General features: G+C 65.5%; 23 protein-coding genes and 2 pseudogenes. 6 read left to right on the top strand and 19 right to left on the bottom strand.

Annotated features, from left to right (window positions below):
* Window positions 1-79: 79 nt before the first annotated feature.
* Entirely contained in the window at window positions 80-1,513 is a 1,434-nt protein-coding gene (locus OJJ21_RS22720; protein ID WP_297690158.1) for an NAD-dependent succinate-semialdehyde dehydrogenase, read from the bottom strand.
* 143 nt (window positions 1,514-1,656) lie between these two features.
* Between OJJ21_RS22720 and OJJ21_RS22715 the strand changes: the two genes are divergently transcribed.
* Window positions 1,657-2,589 (top strand): ATP-binding protein, encoded by a 933-nt coding sequence (locus tag OJJ21_RS22715; protein ID WP_297690157.1) that lies wholly within the window; start codon window positions 1,657-1,659, stop codon window positions 2,587-2,589.
* Here the strand turns inward: OJJ21_RS22715 and OJJ21_RS22710 are convergent.
* The 15 genes and pseudogenes from OJJ21_RS22710 to argS form a co-directional block, all read right to left on the bottom strand.
* Complete coding sequence (locus OJJ21_RS22710; RefSeq protein ID WP_297690155.1) at window positions 2,586-3,866, bottom strand: LysM peptidoglycan-binding domain-containing M23 family metallopeptidase; 1,281 nt, start codon at window positions 3,864-3,866, stop codon at window positions 2,586-2,588. The genes OJJ21_RS22715 and OJJ21_RS22710 overlap by 4 nt on opposite strands.
* A gap of 63 nt (window positions 3,867-3,929) precedes the next feature.
* The gene (locus tag OJJ21_RS22705; RefSeq protein WP_297690271.1) at window positions 3,930-4,580 is read right to left on the bottom strand and encodes a protein-L-isoaspartate(D-aspartate) O-methyltransferase; all 651 of its coding nucleotides are present in this window, start codon (window positions 4,578-4,580) and stop codon (window positions 3,930-3,932) included.
* A complete protein-coding gene (gene surE / locus OJJ21_RS22700; protein WP_297690154.1) occupies window positions 4,577-5,332 on the bottom strand; it encodes a 5'/3'-nucleotidase SurE in 756 nt (251 codons plus the stop codon). Before surE ends, OJJ21_RS22705 begins: the two co-directional genes overlap by 4 nt.
* Window positions 5,332-5,940 (bottom strand): annotated as a pseudogene (gene serS, locus OJJ21_RS22695) (serine--tRNA ligase); the annotation flags it as partial. The gene surE and the pseudogene serS, both read right to left, overlap by 1 nt.
* 534 nt (window positions 5,941-6,474) lie before the next feature.
* Window positions 6,475-6,795, bottom strand: a pseudogene (locus tag OJJ21_RS22690) (serine--tRNA ligase); the annotation flags it as partial.
* Window positions 6,796-6,821: 26 nt separating this feature from the next.
* On the bottom strand, window positions 6,822-7,694 hold the full coding sequence (gene tatC, locus OJJ21_RS22685; RefSeq protein WP_366093604.1) for a twin-arginine translocase subunit TatC: 873 nt from the start codon (window positions 7,692-7,694) through the stop codon (window positions 6,822-6,824).
* The gene (gene tatB, locus OJJ21_RS22680) at window positions 7,691-8,158 is read right to left on the bottom strand and encodes a Sec-independent protein translocase protein TatB (RefSeq protein ID WP_297690152.1); all 468 of its coding nucleotides are present in this window, start codon (window positions 8,156-8,158) and stop codon (window positions 7,691-7,693) included. Before tatB ends, tatC begins: the two co-directional genes overlap by 4 nt.
* A 62-nt stretch (window positions 8,159-8,220) precedes the next feature.
* Window positions 8,221-8,469 (bottom strand): twin-arginine translocase TatA/TatE family subunit, encoded by a 249-nt coding sequence (locus OJJ21_RS22675; RefSeq protein WP_297690150.1) that lies wholly within the window; start codon window positions 8,467-8,469, stop codon window positions 8,221-8,223.
* Between the two features lie 120 nt (window positions 8,470-8,589).
* Window positions 8,590-9,657, bottom strand: a complete 1,068-nt coding sequence (locus OJJ21_RS22670) for an ABC transporter ATP-binding protein (protein ID WP_297690148.1) — start codon at window positions 9,655-9,657, stop codon at window positions 8,590-8,592.
* Window positions 9,650-10,756: an SMC-Scp complex subunit ScpB gene (scpB, locus tag OJJ21_RS22665; protein ID WP_297690146.1), complete on the bottom strand. Its 1,107-nt coding sequence runs from the start codon at window positions 10,754-10,756 to the stop codon at window positions 9,650-9,652. Before scpB ends, OJJ21_RS22670 begins: the two co-directional genes overlap by 8 nt.
* A 6-nt stretch (window positions 10,757-10,762) precedes the next feature.
* On the bottom strand, window positions 10,763-11,644 hold the full coding sequence (locus OJJ21_RS22660; RefSeq protein ID WP_297690145.1) for a ScpA family protein: 882 nt from the start codon (window positions 11,642-11,644) through the stop codon (window positions 10,763-10,765).
* Between the two features lie 75 nt (window positions 11,645-11,719).
* Entirely contained in the window at window positions 11,720-12,403 is a 684-nt protein-coding gene (locus tag OJJ21_RS22655) for a site-2 protease family protein (protein ID WP_297690143.1), read from the bottom strand.
* Between the two features lie 8 nt (window positions 12,404-12,411).
* The gene (gene nagZ / locus OJJ21_RS22650; RefSeq protein ID WP_297690141.1) at window positions 12,412-13,455 is read right to left on the bottom strand and encodes a beta-N-acetylhexosaminidase; all 1,044 of its coding nucleotides are present in this window, start codon (window positions 13,453-13,455) and stop codon (window positions 12,412-12,414) included.
* Window positions 13,442-14,296 (bottom strand): SPOR domain-containing protein, encoded by an 855-nt coding sequence (locus OJJ21_RS22645; protein WP_297690139.1) that lies wholly within the window; start codon window positions 14,294-14,296, stop codon window positions 13,442-13,444. Before OJJ21_RS22645 ends, nagZ begins: the two co-directional genes overlap by 14 nt.
* Window positions 14,297-14,300: 4 nt before the next feature.
* The gene (gene argS / locus OJJ21_RS22640; protein WP_297690137.1) at window positions 14,301-16,040 is read right to left on the bottom strand and encodes an arginine--tRNA ligase; all 1,740 of its coding nucleotides are present in this window, start codon (window positions 16,038-16,040) and stop codon (window positions 14,301-14,303) included.
* 188 nt (window positions 16,041-16,228) lie between these two features.
* Here argS and erpA point away from each other — a divergent pair, with 188 nt between their 5' ends.
* From erpA to OJJ21_RS22615, 5 genes are read left to right on the top strand one after another with little or no spacing between them, the layout of a single operon-like run.
* On the top strand, window positions 16,229-16,612 hold the full coding sequence (gene erpA, locus OJJ21_RS22635; protein ID WP_297690135.1) for an iron-sulfur cluster insertion protein ErpA: 384 nt from the start codon (window positions 16,229-16,231) through the stop codon (window positions 16,610-16,612).
* Window positions 16,613-16,652: 40 nt separating this feature from the next.
* On the top strand, window positions 16,653-17,222 hold the full coding sequence (locus OJJ21_RS22630) for a cysteine hydrolase family protein (RefSeq protein WP_297690133.1): 570 nt from the start codon (window positions 16,653-16,655) through the stop codon (window positions 17,220-17,222).
* 28 nt (window positions 17,223-17,250) lie between these two features.
* Complete coding sequence (xth, locus tag OJJ21_RS22625) at window positions 17,251-18,024, top strand: exodeoxyribonuclease III (protein WP_297690131.1); 774 nt, start codon at window positions 17,251-17,253, stop codon at window positions 18,022-18,024.
* Window positions 18,017-18,427: a response regulator gene (locus tag OJJ21_RS22620; protein ID WP_297690129.1), complete on the top strand. Its 411-nt coding sequence runs from the start codon at window positions 18,017-18,019 to the stop codon at window positions 18,425-18,427. The genes xth and OJJ21_RS22620 overlap by 8 nt, the downstream gene beginning before the upstream one ends.
* Before the next feature lie 10 nt (window positions 18,428-18,437).
* The gene (locus tag OJJ21_RS22615) at window positions 18,438-19,346 is read left to right on the top strand and encodes an FkbM family methyltransferase (RefSeq protein ID WP_297690127.1); all 909 of its coding nucleotides are present in this window, start codon (window positions 18,438-18,440) and stop codon (window positions 19,344-19,346) included.
* Between the two features lie 19 nt (window positions 19,347-19,365).
* On the opposite strand, the gene OJJ21_RS22610 is transcribed toward OJJ21_RS22615, so the two are convergent.
* From OJJ21_RS22610 to OJJ21_RS22600, 3 genes are all read right to left on the bottom strand, one after another.
* Window positions 19,366-19,791, bottom strand: a complete 426-nt coding sequence (locus OJJ21_RS22610) for a DUF427 domain-containing protein (protein ID WP_297690126.1) — start codon at window positions 19,789-19,791, stop codon at window positions 19,366-19,368.
* 97 nt (window positions 19,792-19,888) lie between these two features.
* A complete protein-coding gene (locus tag OJJ21_RS22605) occupies window positions 19,889-20,566 on the bottom strand; it encodes a glutathione S-transferase (RefSeq protein WP_297690124.1) in 678 nt (225 codons plus the stop codon).
* A 32-nt stretch (window positions 20,567-20,598) separates the two neighbouring features.
* The gene (locus OJJ21_RS22600) at window positions 20,599-21,816 is read right to left on the bottom strand and encodes an MFS transporter (RefSeq protein ID WP_297690123.1); all 1,218 of its coding nucleotides are present in this window, start codon (window positions 21,814-21,816) and stop codon (window positions 20,599-20,601) included.
* Window positions 21,817-21,879: the final 63 nt, after the last annotated feature.

The raw sequence follows: 21,879 nt of genomic DNA, 5'->3' as shown, positions 1-21,879 counted from the left end.
TCGCATAGATGGTTATAAATCTCTGTGCGGACAAAAAAGGAGGCCAAAGCCCCCTTTTCAATCATGGCGGCGGTGGCGGTTAAAGGCCGACCTGGGTGATGAACTTGGTGTTCAGGTAGGATTCGATGGCTTCCGAGCCGCCTTCCGAACCGTAACCCGAATCCTTGATGCCGCCGAACGGCACTTCCGGCAGGGCCAGGCCATGGTGGTTGATCGACACCATGCCGGATTCAAACGCCGCACCGATGGCAGCCGCGGTCTTGGCCGACCTGGTATAGGCATAGGCCGCCAGGCCGAAGGGCAGACGGTTGGCCTCTTCCACCACCGCATCGAAATTCGAGAACGGGATGATCGGCGCCAGCGGGCCGAACGGCTCCTCGTTCATGATGCGCATGTCGGTGTTGATGCCGGTCAGCACGGTCGGCTCGAAGAAGTTACCCTTGTTGCCGATGCGCTTGCCGCCGGTCTCGACCTTGGCGCCCTTCGACACGGCATCGGCGACGAACATCTCCATCGCCTGCACGCGGCGGTCGTTGGCCAGCGGACCCATGCGGGTCTCCTTGTCCATGCCGTCACCCACTTTGAGCGACTTGGCAAACGCCGTGAAGCCCTCGACGAATTTGCCATAGACCGATTCATGCACCAGGAAGCGGGTCGGCGACACGCAGACTTGGCCGGCATTGCGGAACTTGTTGGCGCTCAGCACCTTCACGGCGGTGTCCACATCGGCATCGTCGAACACGATGGCCGGGGCATGACCGCCGAGTTCCATGGTGATGCGCTTCATATGCTGGCCCGCCAGCATGGCGAGATGCTTGCCCACCGGAGTCGAGCCGGTGAAGGTGATCTTGCGGATCACCGGATGCGGGATCAGGTATTCCGAAATCTCCGACGGAATGCCGTAGACCAGCTGGATCGCGCCGGCCGGCACGCCGGCATCGACATAAGCCTGAACGAGCGCGGCGCAGGATGCCGGCGTCTCTTCCGGACCCTTCAGGATGATCGAACAGCCAGCCGCCAGCGCGGCCGAGCATTTGCGCACCGCCTGGTTGATCGGGAAATTCCACGGCGTGAAGGCGGCGACGGGACCGACCGGCTCCTTCACCACCAGCTGGTACACACCCTCGGCGCGCGGCGGCACGATGCGGCCATAGGTGCGGCGCGCTTCTTCGGCGAACCAGTCCATGATGTCGCCAGCCAGCAGCGTCTCGCCCTTGGCTTCGATGAAGGGCTTGCCCTGCTCCATCGACATGATCTTGCCGATGTCGTCGGCGCGGCTGCGGATGATGTCGGCGGCCTTGCGCAGCACCTTATAGCGGTCGAACGGCGAGACCTTCTTCCAGGCCTTGAAGCCCTTGTCGGCAGCAGCCAGCGCGCGGTCGAGATCGGCCTTTTCGGCATGCGCGACCTTGCCGATTTCCTCGCCGGTGGCCGGGTTCAGCACCGGGATGGTTTTGCCGCCGGCACCCTTGGTCCAGGCGTTGTCGATGTAAAGCTGCACTTCGGGATACATATGGCCTCCACAATATAAGCTGCGCTTGGTCGATTTCGGGGCCGGATTATGGCGCAAACACCAGGGTCCCGCTACCGGTTGCGCCCCGGCTTTGGCATCCCCAGAATAGCCCGGTCTTTCACTCGTATCGTTCCGTGACAAGCATGCCGAAGAAGCCTGTAAAACCCGCCACCCGCCCCAAAGCAAAGCCTGCAGCTAACCTGCACGAAACCACCCTGCTGCGCATCGCGGCGGCGCTGGAACGGCTCGCCCCGCCGCTGGCGCCGGCTTTCGACGAGACGGCGGCCGATGCCTTCATCTGGCATGCCGAGCCCGCGCCCGGCTGGCTGGCCCCGGTGCCCAGCATCAATGCCGTGCCGATCCGCCTGCTGCAGGGCGTGGAGCGCGTGCGCGACATCCTGCTCGACAACACCCAGCGTTTCGCCAGGGGCCTGCCGGCCAACAACGCGCTTCTTTGGGGCGCGCGTGGCATGGGCAAGTCTTCGCTGGTCAAGGCCGTGCATGGCGCCATCAACGCGAAGAAGCAGCCAGGAAAGACTGGGGCGCTGGCGCTGGTGGAAATCCACCGTGAGGATATTCCCACCCTGCCCGCCCTGCTGACCCTGCTGCGCGATTCAAAGCGCCGCTATGTGCTGTTCTGCGACGACCTCTCCTTCGATGCGGAAGACCAGCATTACAAGTCGCTGAAGGCCGTGCTGGATGGCGGCATCGAAGGCCGGCCGGACAACGTGATCCTCTATGCCACCTCGAACCGCCGCCACCTGCTGCCGCGCGACATGATGGAGAACGAGAAGTCGACCGCGATCAATCCGCATGAAGCCGTGGAAGAGAAAGTCTCGCTGTCGGACCGCTTCGGCCTCTGGCTCGGCTTCCATTCCTGCAGCCAGGAAGATTTCTTCGCCATGCTGGATGGCTACAGCAAAGCCTATGGCCTGAAGATCGACCAGACGCAGCTGCGCGCCGAAGCGGTGGAATGGTCGATGACGCGCGGCGCACGCTCAGGCCGCGTCGCCTGGCAATTCATCCAGGATCTCGCCGGCCGCCTCGGCCAGCCGATCAGGACGCTGAAGTCTTAGGCCACCGACAGGAACTTGGCCGGATCGACCGCCTGGGTACCGCGGCGGATTTCAAAATGCAGCTGCGGCTGGCCGACGCCGCCGGTGCTGCCCACCGTGCCGATGGCCTGGCCCCTGGTGACTTTCTGGCCTTTCTTGACCAGCGCCTTGTCGAGATGGGCATAGGCCGTCATCCAGCCATCCGCATGGCGCACCAGCAGCAGGTTGCCGAAGCCCTTCAGCTCGCTGCCGGCATAGACCACCACGCCATTCTCGGCCGCGATCACCGGCGCGCCGGCCCGCGCGGCGATGTTGATACCGTCGTTATGCAGCCCGTCCGGCGTCGGGCCGAAGCCGGCCAGCACGCGGCCGCGCACCGGCCATGAGAAAGTGCGGCCCGAGCGCGGCGGCAGCACGGTATCCTGTTTCGGATCGGCCACCGGAGCGGAAGACGGAGGTGGCGACGCTGTCGCCACGGCCTCGGTTTCGGCCTGCGGCGTGGCAGTGCCGCGTGCCGGCACATCGCTCTCCGGCAGCGGTGCCTGCGGCACAGGTGGCAAACCGGCACTGTTAGTGTCCTCGGCCTGCGGCGGCTGCACACCCGGCGACACCGGCAGGGTATCGGCCTGATAGCCGCGCGGCGCCGGCTCCTGCGGCGCGCTCGGGCTGTCCGGCGCCGGCGCCGAGGCGACGGCATAGCCGGTCGGCGACGGCACCTTCAGCTGCTGGCCGACACTGATGCCGAATGGCGGCTGCAGGTCGTTGGCCTGCGCCAGGCTGTAGACGTCGACGCCGGTGCCGCGCGAAATGCTGTACAGCGTTTCGCCGCGCTGCACCGTGTGAAAGCGCCCCTGCGGCAGACGCAGCTGCTGGCCCGACTGCAGCGCATAAGGCGGCTGCAGGTTGTTATCCTCGATGATGGCGCGGACCGGCCGGTTATAGCGGCGCGACAGCGCATAGACGGTATCGCCCGGCTGCACGATCACGGCGTCGGCTGCCGCAGTCTGCTGCGAGACGGCCTGCTGCGGGACGGCCTGCTGAACCGCATTCGGTGCCGGCCGGCCGCTCGCGCCGCCGCCCGGCGGTGCCAGCTGCTCCATCTGCACGCTGCCCTGCGGGGCCGGCAGCGGCACGGCACCTGCAGCCCCTCTCGATTGCCCGCCGGGCGGCGGCGTGCCCGGCGTCACGGCCGGGATTTCGCCGCGATGGCCGAAGACCACCGGCGCCGGTGCCTGCTCGCCGCAGGCGGCGACCAGCCCGGTCAGGACGATCACGGCAATAACGCGAATCCGAAGCATGATGGCGGAGTCTACGGCCCTTCCCGGTTCACGACAACGCAGGCCGTCAATGCGTTCGGCCGGCTAGGTGGCGGCTTCCCGGGCGATTCCGGGCAGCAGCGGCACGAAACGCACCGGCAGCAGGCGCTCTTCGCGCACCGCATCGCCCTCGCGGGTGTAGCGGATCACATCCTGTTCGGTGGCATTCACCGCCACCGGCGCCACCATGATGCCGCCATGGGGCGATAATTGGGCGATCAGGGCATCGGGCCGGGTATCGGCCGCCGCCGTGACCAGCACGCGGTCGAACGGCGCCTGTTCCGGCCAGCCCTTGTGGCCGTCGCCCAGCTTGGTGACGACATTGGTGATCTTCAGCGCGTCCAGCCGCTTCTCGGCGGTGGTCAGCAGCGAACGATAGCGCTCGATGGTGTAGACCCGCCGGCACAGCCGGGCCAGCACGGCGGTCTGGTAGCCCGAGCCGGTGCCGATTTCCAGCACCTTCATGCGGTCGCCGAGCTGCAACGCTTCGGTCATATAGGCGACCACATAGGGCTGGCTGATCGTCTGCCCCTGGGTGATCGGCAACGCGATGTTGTCGTAAGCGTGTTTGAGGAACTGCTCGGCGACAAACTGTTCGCGCGGCACCCGTTCCATCGCCGCCAGCACACGGGTGTCACTGATGCCCTGCTTGCGCAGTTCCATCAGCAACTGGATGACGCGGGTATCCACGATCAGCGCAGGGCCGATTTCAACGCCTTCATGCTGGCGTCATGCGTCAGGTCGAGCTGCAGCGGCGTCACCGAGATGGCGCCGTTCTCGGTGGCGCCCAGATCGGTCTGGCGCTTGGATTTGTTCTTCTGGCGGCGGAAGCCGATCCAGTAATACGGCACGCCGCGCGCATCGACACGCGCATCCAGCAGCAGGTCGGTCAGGTCGCGCTTGCCCTGCTTCACCACTTCCACGCCGGTCACGGCATCGGCCGTCACATCGGGGAAATTGATATTGATCAGCGTATCCTGGGGCCAGCCGGATTTGATCAGCTTTTTGATCACCTTCGGCGCGTGATGTTCGGCGGTCGCCCATTTCACCGGATGGCCATGCTGGAAGCACTGGCTCAGCGCGATCGACGGCACGCCGAGCAGCGAGCCTTCCATCGCCACCGCCACGGTGCCGGAATAGGTCACGTCCTCGCCCAGATTGGCGCCACGGTTGATGCCGGACAGCAGCAGGTCGGGCCGCTTGTCCTTGAAGATTTCGTGCATCGCCATCATCACGCAGTCGGTCGGGGTGCCGCGCACGGCATATTTACGGGCATTGATCTTGCGCAGGCGCAGCGGCAGCGTGAGCGTCAGCGAATGCGAGGCACCCGACTGTTCGTATTCCGGCGCCACCACCCACACGTCCTTCGACAGCGAGCGCGCGATCTTCTCCAGGATTTTCAGGCCCGGGGCATGGATGCCGTCGTCGTTGGAAACCAGAATCCGCATTACTTGCCCGCCTTCTCGATCTTGGTCAGCCCGCCCGTATAGGGCCTGAGCGCATCCGGCACGCTGATGCTGCCGTCTTCGTTCTGATAGTTTTCCATCACCGCGATCAGCGCGCGGCCGACCGCAAGACCCGAGCCGTTCAGCGTATGCACGAAACGGGTCTGCTTCTCGCCCGGGACGCGGCAGCGCGCATTCATGCGCCGCGCCTGCCAGTCGCCGCAGTTCGAGCAGGAGGAAATCTCGCGATACTGGTCCTGGCCGGGCAGCCAGACTTCCAGATCGTAGGTCTTGCGCGCCGCGCCGCCCATGTCGCCGGCGCAGAGCAGCATGGTGCGGAACGGCAGCTCCAGCCGCTTCAGCACGGTTTCGGCCGCCTCGGTCATGCGCTCGTGTTCCTCAACGGATTTCTCCGGCGCGACGATGCTGACCAGTTCCACCTTGTTGAACTGGTGCTGGCGGATCATGCCGCGCGTATCGCGGCCGGCGGCGCCGGCTTCCGAGCGGAAACAGGCCGTCAGCGCGGTGAAGCGCCAGGGCAGCTCAGCCTCGTCGATGATCAGGTCGCGCGCGAGATTCGTCAGCGGCACTTCGGCGGTCGGGATCAGCCAGTAGCGAAAGCGCGGATCGTTCAATACCTCATTGCTTTTGAGGAAAACTTCACGCTCCAGAACCTTAAACCAATCATCCATGTCGCTAAGGATAGTTTTACCCTGTTGGGTAAAATCATCATGGATGCGCGTTAGCTCATCTCTAACAGATGAATAATTAATTGTCCGAAACAGGTCGTCGCCGAATTTCGGCAGCTGGCCGGTACCGAAGGCGGTGGCATCGTTCACCAGCATCGGCGGCTGCATTTCGGTATAGCCGAATTCGGTGGTGTGCAGGTCGAGCATGAATTGCCCGAGCGCACGTTCCAGCCGGGCCAGCTGACTCCTCAGTACGGTAAAGCGGGCACCGGCCAGCTTCACACCGCTGGCGAAGTCCATGTAGCCTAGGCTTTCACCGAGATCAAAATGCTCTTTTGGAGGATACGAGAAGCTTCGGATTAAACCAAATTGCCTAGGAGTGCCGTCTTTATTCTTGGCAAGTTCATTGGACTTTTCGTCTACGCCATCTGGTACTTCATCAAATGGAAGATTCGGTAACCTTGAAAGTTCATCTTTTAGTTTAGTTTCGAGCGAACTGAGCTTTGCCTCAAGGGTATCGTTAATTGCTCTTTCAATATCTGCTTTTTTCAGCAACTCATTTGCTAGAGCTTCGTCTTTTTTGCTTTTAGCAATACCAATTTCTTTCGAAATAGCATTCTTACGAGATTTAAGCTCATCTAACAGCGTTTGTGTTTCACGCCGCTCTTTATCTATATCAATTAGTTTTTGAGCTATTCCCGAATAACTTTGACTGCGGCGCCGTAGTGCAGCTTCAAAAGCCTCCGGATTGTCCCGGATCAGTTTAATGTCATGCATGACGCGTTACCTTCAGGGCGCCGCCTTCAGGGCGCTGGCGGCGTATAGGGCTCTTCTTTCGCCGGTTCTGTCTTGTTTTCCGCGTCCTCGGCCGCCTTTTCCGCGGCCTCGCGCTTGGCGCGGTCGCGTTCGATCATTTTCACCGAAAGGATGGAAATTTCGTAAAGCAGGATCAGCGGCACGGCGAGGCCGACCTGGCTGATCACATCCGGCGGCGTGACCACCGCGGCAAACACGAACATCGCGACGATGGCATATTTGCGCTTGGCGGCCAGACCGGCCGAACTGGCGATGCCGACGCGGCCGAGCAGGGTCAGCAGCACCGGCAGCTCGAAGGCGATGCCGAAGGCGAAAATCAGCGTCATCACCAGCGAGAGATATTCGCTGACCTTGGTTTCGAGCTGGATCGGCAGCACGCCGTCGCCACCCACCGTCTCGAAGCCGGCGAAGAATTTCAGCGCCAGCGGCATGATGAAGTAGTAGACGAAGCTGCCGCCGATGGCGAACAGCACCGGGGTTGCGACGAGGAAGGGCATGAAGGCCTTCTTCTCGTGTTTGTACAGGCCGGGCGCCACAAACATCCACACCTGGGTGGCGATCACCGGGAAGCTGAGCAGCGCCGCCGCCCAGAAGGCCAGGCGAACCTGGGTGAAGAAAGCTTCCTGCGGCGCCGTGAAGATCATGCGGCGACCTTCGGTGCCGAGCGCCTCGACCAGCGGATGCATCAGGATGTTGTAGATCTGGCCGGCGAAGAAATAGCAGATCACGAAGGCGATGAAGATGGCGCCGATCGAGTACATCAGGCGATTGCGCAGTTCGACCAGATGATCGAGCAGCGGCATGCGGGAGGCTTCGACCTCGTCTTCCGGTCTCTTGGCCTCGGTCTGTGCGTCGCTCACGACTTGGTCCCGGTCTTGTCGACCTCAGGCGTCGCGGCAGCGGGAGTCTCTACGGCCGGCGCTTCAACCACAACCGGATTGGCCGGCTCGGCAGGTGCCGCGTCCGGCCCCGGATCGGCGATCCTGGTCGTCGTCGTCTCGCCCTTCAGATCAGACGTGGCATCCATGATCGCCTGGTTATGCTCGGTGAACTGCTTTTCCAGCGAGCCGTCGGGATCGAAGGTCTTTTTCACTTCATTCTCGATGGAAAAATCGCTGACCTGTTTCGCGGCCTTGCGCAACTCGTCCAGATCGGCCTCACGCACCATGTCGTCGATGCCGCTCTGGAATTCGCGCGCCATGGATCGCGCCTTCGAAGTCCATTGCCCGATGGTGCGCAGCACCTTGGGCAGGTCCTTCGGGCCGATGACGACCAGCGCCACCACCGCGATCACTCCAAGTTCCGACCAGGCAATGTCGAACATCGCCGCCTACGCCATCCGTGCTGCTGTGGGCCGGGCGCGCATGAGCGTCCGGCGCTCCGGAGTCAATGCTGCGCGGTCTTGTCGGCCGGCGCGCCGGTGGCGGTCCCGCCGGTCGGCTGACTCTGCTGGTTGATCACCGGCGGCTCGCCGGCCGGCTTGTCCTTGTCCTTGTCTTCTTCCGACATGCCCTTGCGGAAATTCTTGATCCCCGAGGCCAGGTCGCCGGCGACCTTCGGCAGTTTGCCGGCGCCGAAGATGATCAGGATCACCAGCAGAACGATCAGCCAGTGCCAAAAACTGAAGCTACCCATACCCTTATCTCCTTCAAGTCAGGACCCGCAGGGCCCCGGCTACCGTAGCGCCGCACTATGGCAGAGATAGTGCGGCCGAGGCAATCTTCCGCCCCCAAACTTCCGTTCGACGCGCCGCCGCTAAGCGGCTGGAAAAACGAAGCAGAAATCCGGGTTAAGCCCGAAATGCAGCACCGCGCCGCTGGCCGGCAGCGGTCCGGCCGGCAGACGGGCGGCAAAGCGCTGGCCCGCCACCCCGACTTCGAGCCGGCGGTAGGCGCCGAGCGCCATGGCCCGTTCCACGGTGACGGCGGCCACCCCCTGCCCCGGCTGGGATTCCTGCAGGGCTTCCGGCCGGAACATCAGCAGCGCCGCGCTGCCTTCGGCGATCCGGGCCGGCGCCGGCAGCCGGCCGAACGGCGTATCCACCGCGCCGCCGCTCACCCGCACCGGCAGTTCGTTGGTCTCGCTCAGGAAGCGGGCCACGAAGGGCGTCGCCGGGGCGGCATAGACGCGCGCCGGCGTGTCGATCTGTTCGATGCGTCCGGCCTGCATGATGGCGATCCGGTCGCCCATGCGCATGGCCTCTTCCGGGTCGTGCGTCACCAGCAGCGTGGCGGTGCCGGCCAGTTTCAGCACCTCCACCGTCTCGTCGCGGATCTGGTCGCGCAGCCGGCTGTCCAGGCTGGAGAAGGGTTCGTCCAGCAGCATGACGCGCGGTTCCGGCGCCATGGCGCGAGCCAGCGCCACGCGCTGCTGCTCGCCGCCGGAGAGATGGTGCGGATAGGATTGCAGCAGGTTTGTCAGGCCAAGCCGCCCGCCCCAGCGCTCGATCCGGGCGGCGCGCTCGGCAGCCGGCAGATGGCCGAGGCCGAAGACGATATTCTGCGCCACGCTCAAGTGCGGGAACAGCGCATGATCCTGGAACACCATGCCGACCTGGCGGCGTTCAGTGGGAATATTGATGCTGCGGCCGGCCATGACCTCGCCGCCGATCCTCACTTCCCCCTGCTGCAGGTCTTCCAGGCCCGCGACCAGCCGCAGCGTGGTCGATTTGCCGCAGCCCGACGGGCCGAGCAGGCCGAGGATCTCGCCCGGCGCAACGTCAAAGTCAACATTGTCGACGGCGCGGCGGCGGCCGTAATCGTGGCTGACGCCCGTCAGCGACAGGCCGGCACCCGGACGGACAGCGGCAGACCGCTCACTCATCGTCGGACGAGGGCTTTTCCTTGGCAGCCTTTTCGTCCGCTTCTTCGTCGATCAGCGGTTCGAGGAATTCGCGGCCGTCATCGTTCTCGTCGAGCGGGTCCTCGCCGGCCTCGTCGAGCGATTCACCCGGCATCGGGATGCCGCCGGACGCCGGCAGGGCCTCCAGCAGGCCAGAGGCGCGCAGTTCCTCGATGCCCGGCAGCGCATCGACGGTTTCAAGGCCGAAATGCACCAGGAATTCATCGGTGGTGCCATAGGTGACCGGGCGCCCCGGCACGCGACGGCGGCCGCGCACCTTGACCCAGTCGATCTCCATCAGCAGGTCCAGCGTGCCCTTGCTCAAGCTGACGCCGCGGATGTCTTCGATCTCGGCGCGGGTGCAGGGCTGGTGATAGGCGATGATCGAGAGCGTCTCGAGCGCGGCGCGCGACAGCTTGCGCTGCACCTGGCGATGCTCTTCCAGCATATGCTGCAGGTCGGGCGCGGTCATGAAAGCCCAGCGGCCGGCCACCTTCTTCAGCGCCACACCGCGATTGCGGTAGATGTCTTCCAGGGCGGCCAGCACCGCTGGCACCCGGGTACCGCGTGGCAGACGCTTGCGCAGGGTCGCCTCGTCCAGCGGCTCGGCGGCGGCGAACAGCAGCGCCTCGGCCATGCGGATGGCGGCCGCGAAGGCGGCTTCCTTCTCGGCATCGCTCAGGCCCGCATCGGCGGCTTCGCCCTCGTCCTCGGCGGTTTCCTCGTCCGACTTGACGGCCTTGGCGCGGGACTTCCTGGCGGGAGCCGGAGCGGTCTCTAGCTCCTCCTCCTCGTCTTCATCCTCGTCTTCATCCTCGTCGTCCTCATCATCCTCGTCATCATCGTCGGACTCGTCGTCGTCGTCCGAATCATCATCGTCGTCATCGTCATCGTCCGAGTCATCGTCGTCGCCGTCCGACTCTTCGTCGTCGCCGTCATCATCCTCATCGTCGTCGCGGCGCTTCGGCGCGGCGCCGGCGGCAAGCGCCTCTTCCTCCGCCTCGTCTCCGGCGGCAGCGATGATCTTGGTTTCGTCGTCCAGCCGCTCGTCGTCGGCCGGCAGTGCGTCGTTGGACTGCATCACGTCTTACTCTTCCGGATTGCTGGCGGCCTCGACCGGCATATTGCCCTGGCCGCGGCGGATATAAATGGGACCGAAGGTCTGCACCTGCCTGAGTTCGATCAGACCCTGCTTGGCCATCTCCAGGCTGGCATTGAAAGTCGAGGCCAGCGCCGATTTCACCGTGAAGGGATCTTCGGAATCGACCGGCAGGAAGGATTGCAGGGTCGCCCAGTCGGGAATCTGGCCGATCATGTTGCGCAGCCGGGTCAGCGCCTCTTCCACCGAGACGATGCGGCGCCGCGCCATCTTCATGGTCAGCACTTCCGACGACCCCTTGGAGGCGCGGAATTCGGCATAGGCCTTGAGCAGCTCGTAGAGCGTGCTGTTGTAAACCGACTTGCGGATCACCCGCACGCCTTCGGGCTGGCCGCGCAGGAACATGGCGAGGCCGACCTGGTCGCGGTTCATCAGCTGCTCGGCAACGCGGCGCATCGCCTCCAGCTTCTGCAGCTGCAGAGCCAGGCGGGCGGCCATGTCGGCGCCTGACGGCTCGCCTTCCTTCTCGGGTTCGGGGATCAGCAGGCGCGACTTCAGGTAGGCCAGCCAGGCGGCCATCACCAGGTAGTCGGCCGCGACCTCGATGCGAACCTTGCGCAGCTCGGCGATGAATTTCAGATACTGCTCGGCCAGGGCCAGAATGGAAATCTTGCGCAGATCGACCTTCTGCTCGCGGGCCAGCACCAGCAGCACGTCCAGCGGACCCTCGAAGGCATCCAGGCTGAGAATGAGCTGCTCGCCGATACGGATGCCGTTTTCATCCAGGCCGTCGCGATGCGCGGCCTCGAAAGGCTCGGTGCCGGGAACGGTTTCCGGGGCAGGTGCAGATGTCTCGGCGGCTTCGGTCAATGCCTTTAAATCCTTGCCTAAACCTTTGAAGACCAAACTCTTTAATCGGACCTGGCGTTGAACAGGTCGGGGTTGTTAACCGCCATGCCCGGACAACGCAAGCAGGATGCCCGCCAGCCCGTTCACAATGGGCGTGATCAGCGCGAACAGCGGGTTCCAGTCGATGCCGAATTGACTGGCCACCCAGGGCACGGCGAGCAGCAGAATCAGCAGCATCACCATGCCATAGCGCTCCAGCCGGGCCAAGGGACGCGCCAGCGCCAGCGGCAGCAATCCGACCGCCACCCGCCCGCCATCCAGCGGTGGCACAGGTATCATATTAAAAACACACAATACCAGATTGATCTGAAGGGCATTTTCCAGATTATCGGCCACCCAGCCCCCCACCGGATCACCCAACAGCGGCAGCAGGTGAAACAGCAGCAGGGCGATATAGGCCTGGAGCAGGTTGCTGCCCGGTCCGGCGGCGGCCACAAGCGCCATGTCGCGGCGCGGCGACGGCAGATTGCGCATGTCGACCGGCACCGGCTTGGCCCAGCCGAACAGGAACGGCGCCTTCACCAGCAGCAGCATGGCCGGCAACACCACAGTGCCCATGGGATCGACATGGCGCAGCGGATTGAGCGACAGCCGGCCGGCGCGCTGCGCCGTGTCGTCGCCCAGCCGCCAGGCGACAAAACCATGCGCTGCCTCATGCAGGGTAATGGCCAGCAGGGCGGGCAGAATCCAGGTGGAAACGGTGTACAGCACGCTCATCATGGCGGGACTCAGACCGGCACCTGCTCCATCAGGCTCTGATAGCGCAGGCGCTCGGCGGCGCTGAACGGCCTGGGAGCCGGCAGGGCAGCGCGGGCCTGGGCCACGCGCCGGGCCGCCTCGCCTGTCATGGCCGGCAGGGCGGCGAGCAGGGCCTGCATTTCCGGCAGATCGCCCGAGCAATGCAGCACCAGGTCGCAGCCGGCATGCAGCGAGGCCACGCCGGTGACTGCCGGACTGCCCTTCAGGGCCTTCATGGTCAGGTCATCCGAAATCAGCACGCCGTCGAAACCGATACGCTCGCGGATCACGCGCCGGATCACGTTGGACGACAGCGTCGCCGGCAGCACGGCATCATAGGCGGTGTAGACGATATGCGCGGTCATCGCCCAGGGCGCATGGCGCAGGGCGACGAACGGCAGCAGGTCGCTGGCCTCCAGCAGTTCGGCCGGCGTATCCACCACCGGCAGGTCCAGGTGGCTGTCGGTATGCGAGCGGCCATGGCCGGGAATGTGCTTCACCACCGGCATCACGCCGGCATCGGCCAGGCCACGCATCACCGCTTCGGCGATCAGGCTGACAGTATCGGCATCGCGGCCATAGGCGCGGTCGCCGATCACGTCATGGGCGCCTTCCACCGGCAGGTCGGCCACCGGGGCGCAATCAACATCGATGCCCAGCGCCGCCAGTTCGGCGCCGATCCAGCGATAGTTCAGGTAGGCGGCTTCCTCGGCAACCGCCGGATCGCGGGTATACATCTGGCCGAACACGGCGCCACGCGGAAAGGCCGGCCAGTGCGGCGGCTTCAGGCGGGCGACGCGACCGCCCTCCTGGTCGATCAGCACCGGCGCGTAAACATTGCCGACGATGGCGCGGAAATCGGCGACCAGCGCCTTCACCTGCGCGGGATCGACGATGTTGCGCGCAAACAGGATCAGGCCCAGCGGCTTGCGCACGCCGAACAGCACACGCTCCTCCGCCGTCAGCTGCGGGCCGGCGCAGCCCACCACGACGGGCGCATAGGTGCCCCAGTCTACTGTTTTAACGTCCGACAACGATGCAGCCCTGGTTCTTCGCAGCGAGCGTGCTGCAGATGGCCGTCGCTTCGGCACGATCCTTCAGCGGACCGGCCTGCAGGCGGATGAACGTGCCCTTGTTGGCGATCTCGACCTTCTCATAGGACGGCTGCAGGCCGCCCAGCACGTCAGGGAATTTCTTCTGCAGCTGGTTCCAGGTCGCGGTCGCCGCCGCCTGGTCCTTCAGCGAGGCCAGCTGGATCTTGGCGCTGCCGCCGGGCGTCGCCGTGACGCTGCGCGCGGCCGGCGCCGGTGCAGGAGTCTGGGCCGCCGGTGCCGGCGTTGCCGGTGTGGTTGCCGTGCGCGGCGCCACCGGCTGCGGCTGGCCCGGTGCAGCGGGCGCCGGCGGGATCGGCGCCGGGCTGGGTGCGTCCGTGCGGTTCGGCGACTGGTTGGGTACGGTCTGCACCGGTCGCGTCGGCACATTCACGGCCGGCGAGGTCGCCACGCCGGGCTGAGTCGGGGTTGCGGTCGGCCGCTCCGGCGGCGGCAGCAGCTTTTCGGTCCCCGCCGTGTTGCCAGCCGGCGAATTGCCCGGCAGACGCTCGTAGATCTGCTTGTCCTGGTTCGGCACCTGCATGCCGCCGGGATTTTCCGGCGCCACCTTGGCCGGCCCCTGGTCGGCGCGGATCAGCGGCGGCGCACCCGAAGCGCCGCGCTTCACGCCCTGGTCATAGGCAAACCAGATGCCGATGCCGAAGGCAGCCACCGCGCCGAGCGCGATGCCCGCGGTGATCAGGCGTTTCGGGCTGCGCATGCCGGGATTGGCGGACTCGCCAGGAACCGGACGCATGTTACGGTCGCCGCGCAGGTCGCTCATGGTCTCACCTCATCTCTTCGACGGGCGTCACGCCCATCACGGCCAGGCCCGAAGCAATCACCATCGCCACGGCACGCAGCATCGCCAGCCGCGCCCGGGTCAGTTCGATATCCTCGGGCAACAGGAAGCGCATGCCGGTATCGTCGCGGCCCACATTCCACAGGCCGTGGAAAGCCGCCGCCACATCCTGCAGGAAAAACGCCACACGATGCGGTTCATGCGCCTCGGCGGCCGAATCGACCAGCCGCGGCCAGGATGACAGCAGCTTGATCAGGGAGAGCTCGGCCGGGTGTGACAACTTCGTCATATCCGCCCCGGCCAGGGCGCCATCCGTCGTATCCACAGCGGGCACTTCGGTCTTCGCATTGCGCAGCACCGAGCAGATGCGCGCATGGGCATATTGCACATAGAAGACCGGATTGTCCTTGGACTGTTCTGTCACCTTCTTGAAATCGAAATCGAGCTGGGCATCGTTCTTGCGCGTCAGCATGATGAAGCGCACGACATCCTTGCCCACTTCATCCACCACGTCGCGCAGCGTGACGAACGTGCCGGCGCGCTTGGACATCTTCACCGGCTCGCCGCCGTCCATCAGGTTGACCATCTGGACCAGCTTGACGTCCAGCTCCGCCTCGCCGTCCGACAGCGCCTTCACGGCGGCCTTCATGCGTTTGACGTAGCCGCCATGATCGGCGCCCCAGACGTCGATCATCTGGCTGAAGCCGCGGCGATATTTGTCATCGTGATAGGCGATGTCGGCGCCGAAATAGGTCCACGACCCATCGGATTTCTTCAGCGGCCGGTCGGCATCGTCGCCGAATGCGCTGGCCTTGAACAGCGCCTGCGGCCGCGTTTCGTAATCCTCGGGCAGCTTGCCCTTCGGCGGCTCCAGCACGCCGGTATAGATCAGGTCGCGCTGCTGCAGGCGATCGAAGGCGGTCTGCACCGCGCCGCTCTCATGCAGCGCCTTTTCCGAGGTGAAGACGGCATGATGGATGTTCAGCGCGGCGAGATCGTCGCGGATCATGTCCATCATCGCCTCGGTGGCTTCCTTGCGGAACAGGACAAGCCAGTCGGCTTCCGGCGCGGTCTGGTATTTCGCGTCGTATTTCTGCGCCAGATGCTGGCCCAGCGGCTTCAGGTAATCGCCGGGATACAGGCCCTCGGGGATGGTGATGCTTTCGCCCAGCGCCTCGCGATAGCGCAGATGCGCCGAGCGCGCCAGCACATCCACCTGGGCGCCGGCATCGTTGATGTAGTATTCGCGGGCAACGTCGAAGCCGGCCTTGTGCAGCAGGGCGGCCAGCGCATCGCCGAACACGGCGCCGCGGCAATGGCCGACATGCATCGGTCCGGTCGGATTGGCCGAGACGTATTCGACATTGACCTTCACGCCCTGCCCCAGCGCGCTGTCGCCATAAGCCTTGCCGGCATTGACGATGGTGCTGACCTGGCGCTGCCAGTAATCCGGCTTGAGCCGCAGGTTGATGAAGCCCGGCCCGGCGATCTCCACGGCGGCGACATGCGGATTGGCTTCCAGCAGCGGCTTCAGCTTGTCGGCCAGCACGCGCGGCGCCATCCCGGCCGGCTTGGCGATCACCATGGCCACATTGGTGGCCAGGTCGCCATGGGCCGGATCGCGCGGCGGTTCCACCGTCACGGCCTTGAGCGGCAACTCGCCCGGCAGGGACAGGTTCTCGACGGCCCGCATCACATCGCGGCGGAATTCGGTAAAAACGTTCATCTCGGCAAGACTTTTCTCGAAATACCGGGCGGACTGCCCCTTACAGGGGGCGGAAAGTAGCCATATGACAGTCCTGCCGCAACGTGGCGCGGGCGTTCCGGGGTGTTCCGAAATTGACTTCCGCGCGTAAGCCCCTAAATTGCTGATCGAATGTGGCAAATTATTGGTAAACCAAGCGTAAACAGCAGATGACCGAGACCGCGACCCAGACCGTTCCTGTTCAGCCCCCGGCGACCTTCAATGGCGACCCGGTCGGTCTGACCGCGTCGGCGGCCCGGCGCATCCTGAAAGTGGCCGAGTCGGAGGGCAATCCGGCGCTCGGCCTGCGCATCAGCGTCTCGGGCGGCGGCTGCTCCGGTTTCCAGTACAGCTTCACCCTCGATGCCGACGCGACCGCCGATGACGTGGTGATCAGCCGCGACGGCGCCCGCCTGCTGGTCGATACCGTGTCGCTGGACTACCTGCGCGGTTCGGAACTGGATTTCGTCGAGGATCTGTCCGGCGCCGGCTTCCGCATCAACAACCCGCTCGCCTCCAGCAGCTGCGGCTGCGGCAACTCCTTCGCGGTCTGACGCGGCCCTGCCGTTGCCTGCCCTGTCCCGACTGCCCCGAGTGCCGCGACCCGCGGCCCTGCTGATCATCGACCTGCAGAAGGCCATCGACGCGCCCTATCACGCCGTCGAAGGCCCGCGCAACAATCCGCAGGCCGAAGCCAATGCGGCCCGCCTGCTGGCCACCTGGCGCCAGGCCGGCCAGCCGATCATCCATGTGCGGCATGATTCCGTCCTCGCCGACTCCGCCTATCGCCCCGGCCAGCCCGGCAACGACTTCAAGCCCGAGGTCGCGCCGCTGCCCGGCGAAACCGTTCTGCCCAAGCGCACCAACAGCGCCTTCATCGGCACCACGCTGGCCGACGACCTGCGCCGGCAGGGTATCGCCGCGCTGGTGATCGCCGGCGTCGTCACCAACAACTCGGTGGAGGCCACGGTGCGCATGGCCGGCAATCTCGGCTTCGACACCTGGCTGGCGGAGGATGCCTGCTTCGCCTTCGCGCGCCGGGACTGGCGCGGCGTGCTGCAGGATGCCGCCACGGTGCATGCTATGAGCCTGGCGAATATGGACGGCGAATATGCCCGGGTGGTCGCCACCGATGCGGTGCTCGCCGCCTTGGCACTGGCCTGAGCCGGCGGATGCGCCGATACTGCCGGCCATGAGACTCGCCACCTGGAATGTCAATTCGGTCAAGGCGCGGCTGCCCAATGTGGTCGGCTGGCTGCGCGACGTGAAACCCGATGTCGCCGTGCTGCAGGAAATCAAATGCCAGGATGCGGATTTCCCGCGCCTGGAATTCGAAAGCTTGGGCTATCGCGTCTTCACCCATGGCCAGAAAAGCTACAACGGCGTCGCGCTGCTCAGCCTGATCGAACCGGAAGCCGTGCGCACCCGCCTTCCCGGCGACGATGCCGACGAACAGTCCCGCTATATCGAGGGCGACATCGCCGGGATCACGGTCTGCGGTCTCTACCTGCCGAACGGCAATCCGCGCCCAGGCGAGAAATACGAGTACAAGCTGCGCTGGATGGAACGCCTGCGCCAGCGCGCCATCGCCCTGCTGCAGGGCGACCGGCCCTTCCTGCTGACCGGCGATTTCAACATCTGCCCGGAAGACGTCGATGTCTTCGACCCGGTCGGTTTCGCCGAAGACGCGCTCTGCGCGCCCGACAGCCGCCGCGCCTGGCGCGCGCTGTGCAACCTCGGCCTCACCGAGGCCTGGCGCGCGCTGCATCCGCGCGAGATCGACTACAGCTTCTGGGACTATCAGGCCGGCTGCTGGCCGCGCAACAACGGCCTGCGCATCGACCATTTCCTGCTCTCGCCGGTGCTCGCCGACCGGCTGGTATCCTGCGAGATCGACCGCGGCCCGCGCGGCCAGGACAAGGCATCGGACCATACGCCGGTGCTGTGCGAACTCCGCGATGCCTGAAACCGGTCCGCCACCGCTCACCTTCGCCGACCTGTCGCTGCTGGTGGCCGAGGACGAACCCTTCGCGCGCAAGCTGACGCTCGCCACACTGCAGCGTATCGGCATCCGCAAGGTCACGGCGGTGCCCGACGGCACCGAAGCGCTGAAGGCGATCACGGCGGCGCGCGAGCCGTTTCACCTGATCGTCTCGGACTGGAACATGCCCGGCATCAACGGGCTGGAGCTGCTGCGCCTGGTGCGCGAGCACCACCCGCAGATGCCCTTCCTGATGCTGACCGGCCATGCCGACCAGGAGCTGGTGCTGGCGGCGCGCGCCGCGCGGGTGAACGGCTATATCGTCAAACCCTTCTCGGCCGACCAGCTGAAGACGAAGATCGCGGTGACGCTGGGGATCAGGAGCTAGGGGCGAAACGATGACGCTGCAGGACCTGCTGGGTTTCACCGGACAGATCAATGTCATGGATATCGGGGCGTCCTGCATCAATGAAACCCCGGCCTATCGCAAGCTGCTGGACCAGAATCTCGGCCATCTGAATGCCTTCGAAGGCGACGAGCGCCAGATCGAGAAGATCAGGGCGGCCTTCGGCGACAAGGCGACCGTCTTCACCGATTTCCTGTCCGACGGCAGCGAGCAGACGCTGTATCTCGCCGCCGAGGCCAGCGGCATGACCTCGCTGCTCAAACCCGATCCGACGGCGCTGAAGTTTTTCAACGGCTTCGAAAATTTCGGCAAGATCCACAACACCATGACGATCCGCACCAGGCGGCTGGATGATGTCGCCGGCCTGCCCGCCATCGACATGCTGAAGATGGATATCCAGGGGTCGGAGCTGAGCGTGCTGCAAAACGGCACCCGCACGCTGAAGGACTGCGTGGCACTGCAACTCGAAGTCTCGTTCATCTGCCTGTACGAAAACCAGCCGAGTTTCGGCGAAGTCGATCTGTGGATGCGGCAGCACGGTTTCGCGCCGCACTGCTTCCTGGATGTGAAACGCTGGTCGATCGCGCCGACCAAGCGCGACGGCGATTTTCGCAAACCGTTCAACCAGCTGCTCGAAGCCGATATCGTCTACGTCAGGAACCCGCTGGAACTGGCGGCATACAGCGACGACCAGTTGCGCAAGCTGGCGCTGATCGCGCATTACTGTTTCGCCAGTTTCGATCTCTGCGTCCATGCGCTGATGGAGCTGATTGCGCGCGGCCTTCTGCCGGCCGATACGCCGCAGAAATATTTCGAGTTGCAGAACCGCAAGGTGGCGCCGCCGCCGGCAATGACCGCGACACTGCAGTCGTGGTCGATGCCGCTCAAGCCCATTCGCTAGGACGCCGGACGCCGATCCCTTAGTCCGCGTCGATGCGGTCGACGCGGTCCGGGTAGAAGGCGACCAGCCCGGCGATCCGCGCCACTGCCGGATAGGCATCCTCATAGCTCCAGACCGCATTCTCCGCGCGCCGGCCATCGACAGCCAGCGTGAAATACGCCGCCTCGCCCTTGTAGGGGCAGTAACTGGTATGATCGCCCGGCGTGAAATACGCCCAGGCGCAGTCCGCGCGCGGGATATAATAGACTGGCGGGTAATCCGCTTCCTGCAGTTTCACGGCCCGCGCGCTGTTGGCGACCAGCCGGCCGTTGAAGGTGACGCGCACCCGGCCGGGATAGTCGGCGAGTGCGATCGGATGGTCCGGTCCCGGCTCGCGCCGCACACGCCCTCCCACCCTGGCTTCCGCCGTTGCCGTCACGCCGGCTGCGGTCGTTGCTGTGGTCATGTCTCCCTCCTGCGGCTGTACTGCCGGTGAGCTAGGACAACGCCCGGACCGGTCAACCGGTGCCGCGACGAATACCCTCGGTCACTCCGGAGAAAGTCTAGCGCAGCAGTTCGTACGGCCCGCCGGTGTCCAGCGCGCGCAGGAAGGCCGGCCGCGCATGGATGCGTTCGAGGAAATCCTTGATCGGGCCGTGGCCCTCGCCCAGGCCGATGCGGGCGGCGGCGGCCTCGAGCGGGAAGCTCATCATGATGTCGGCGGCGCTGAAGGCCTTGCCGGCGAACCAGCCGTTGCCCTGGCGCAGCGCATCGGCCCAGTACAGCATGTGCTGGCTGAGCTGCGGATCGGTCACCTTGGCCTGCGCCGTGCGCGCGATCTTCTTCACCAGCGGCCGCAGGAAGAAGGGCACGCCATGCGGCATGCGCATGAAGACCAGTTTGAGCAGCAGCAGCGGCATGGCCGATCCTTCGGCGTAATGCAGCCAGTAGGTCCATTGCCGGCGCTCCGGCGTGCCCGGCGGCGGCACCAGCAGGCGGCCGGTGTCGTAGCGTTCAATCAGGTATTCGATGATCGCGCCGGTTTCGGCGAACCGGTCGCCCTCCTCGGTCTCGATCACCGGCGACTTGCCGAGCGGATGGATCTTCTGCAGCTCGGCCGGCGCGCGCATGGTGGCGCGGTCGCGCTCGTAGCGCACGACTTTATACGGCACAGCCAGCTCCTCCAGCAGCCAGAGCACGCGCTGCGAACGGGAATTGTTCAGGTGGTGGACGGTGAGCATGGCGGGATTTCCTGTGCGATGATTGGCCGAATCTAGCGGACTTCCGCGCGCCGCAACAGGGGCGCCAGCCCGAGCAGACCGAGCAGCGGCCCCGGCAGCAGCAGCAGCCCGACCCAGGCGCCCAGCACCGGCAGCAGCTGCGTGGCGAGCGCGATCGCCGCCGTGGTGATGGCGAAGCCGATGGCATTCTGGATCGCCAGCGCGCTGCCCACCGCCTCGGGCGGACAAGCCCGGCCCGACAGCGACGAGAATTGCGGCGAGTCCGCCACCACGGCGAGGCCCCAGAGCAACAGCGCCGCCAGCAGCAGCGGCCAGGCTGCGGCCGCATCGGCCAGCAGCGGATACAGCAGGCAGAGCACGCCCGATGTGGCGAGCGCCAGCGCCGCCACCCGCGCGCTGCCCAGCTTGCCGCTCAGAGCGCCGCCGAGGACACAGCCCGCCGCGCCGATGCCGATGATGCAGAAACTCAGCAGCGACACCTCGGCCGCTGCAAGCTGCGGCCGCGCCAGCAGCAGCAGAAACGGCACAATCGTCCAGAAGGCATACAACTCCCACATATGGCCGAAATAGCCGAGCGCGGCGGCGCGGAAATCGCGGCGGCGGAAGGCGAGCAAGACTGCCCCGGTGCTCAGCGTGGCACTGAGAGCTTTTGCCGGCCCGCGCGTCAGATACGGCCCGTCGCCGAGCCACAGCACCGCGACGCCGCCGAGCAGCGCCAGCCCCGAGGCGGCGCCGACTGCGACTTCCCAGGAGAGTCCCGCGCCGGCGCCGCGAATGCCATGCGGCAACGCCGTGCCGAGCACCAGCATGCCGACCAGCAAGGCCAGCGTGCCGCCGGTATGGCCGCGCGTCCAGCCGATCACCAGTTTCATGCCGATCGGATAGATGCCGGCCAGCGCCAGCCCGACGACGAAGCGCAGCGCCAGTGCCGCGCCGAAATCGCGCCAGGCGAGCAGGAAGACGGCATTGGCGGCGGCGCCCGCCAGGCAGCTCACGAAGAAGATGCGGCTGGCGCGGAAGCGGTCGGCCAGGCCGCTGAGCGCGATCAGCAGCGTGCCGGCGATGAAGCCGGCCTGCACGGCATTGGTGAGCCAGCCGATATCGCCGGCCGAGAGGCGGAGCAGCGCCTGCAGCTCGACGGCGGCGGCATTGGAGGAGAACCACAGCGAGGTGCCGAAAAACTCGGCCACCACCAGCAGCGCCAGCGCGCGGCCGTGCCCTCGTCGTGCTCCTGTGCCGCTGTCGTCCATGCCGCCTCGGTTCACTGCAGGCCCTTCAGTCTGAATAGCGGGTCCGGCGCCGCCGTCCAGTCG

The sequence above is a fragment of the Ferrovibrio sp. genome (genome assembly GCF_025869515.1).
GTDB lineage: Bacteria > Pseudomonadota > Alphaproteobacteria > Ferrovibrionales > Ferrovibrionaceae > Ferrovibrio.
The sequence above is the reverse complement of the archived record's forward strand: the minus strand, read 5'-3'. Positions and strand labels throughout refer to the sequence as shown.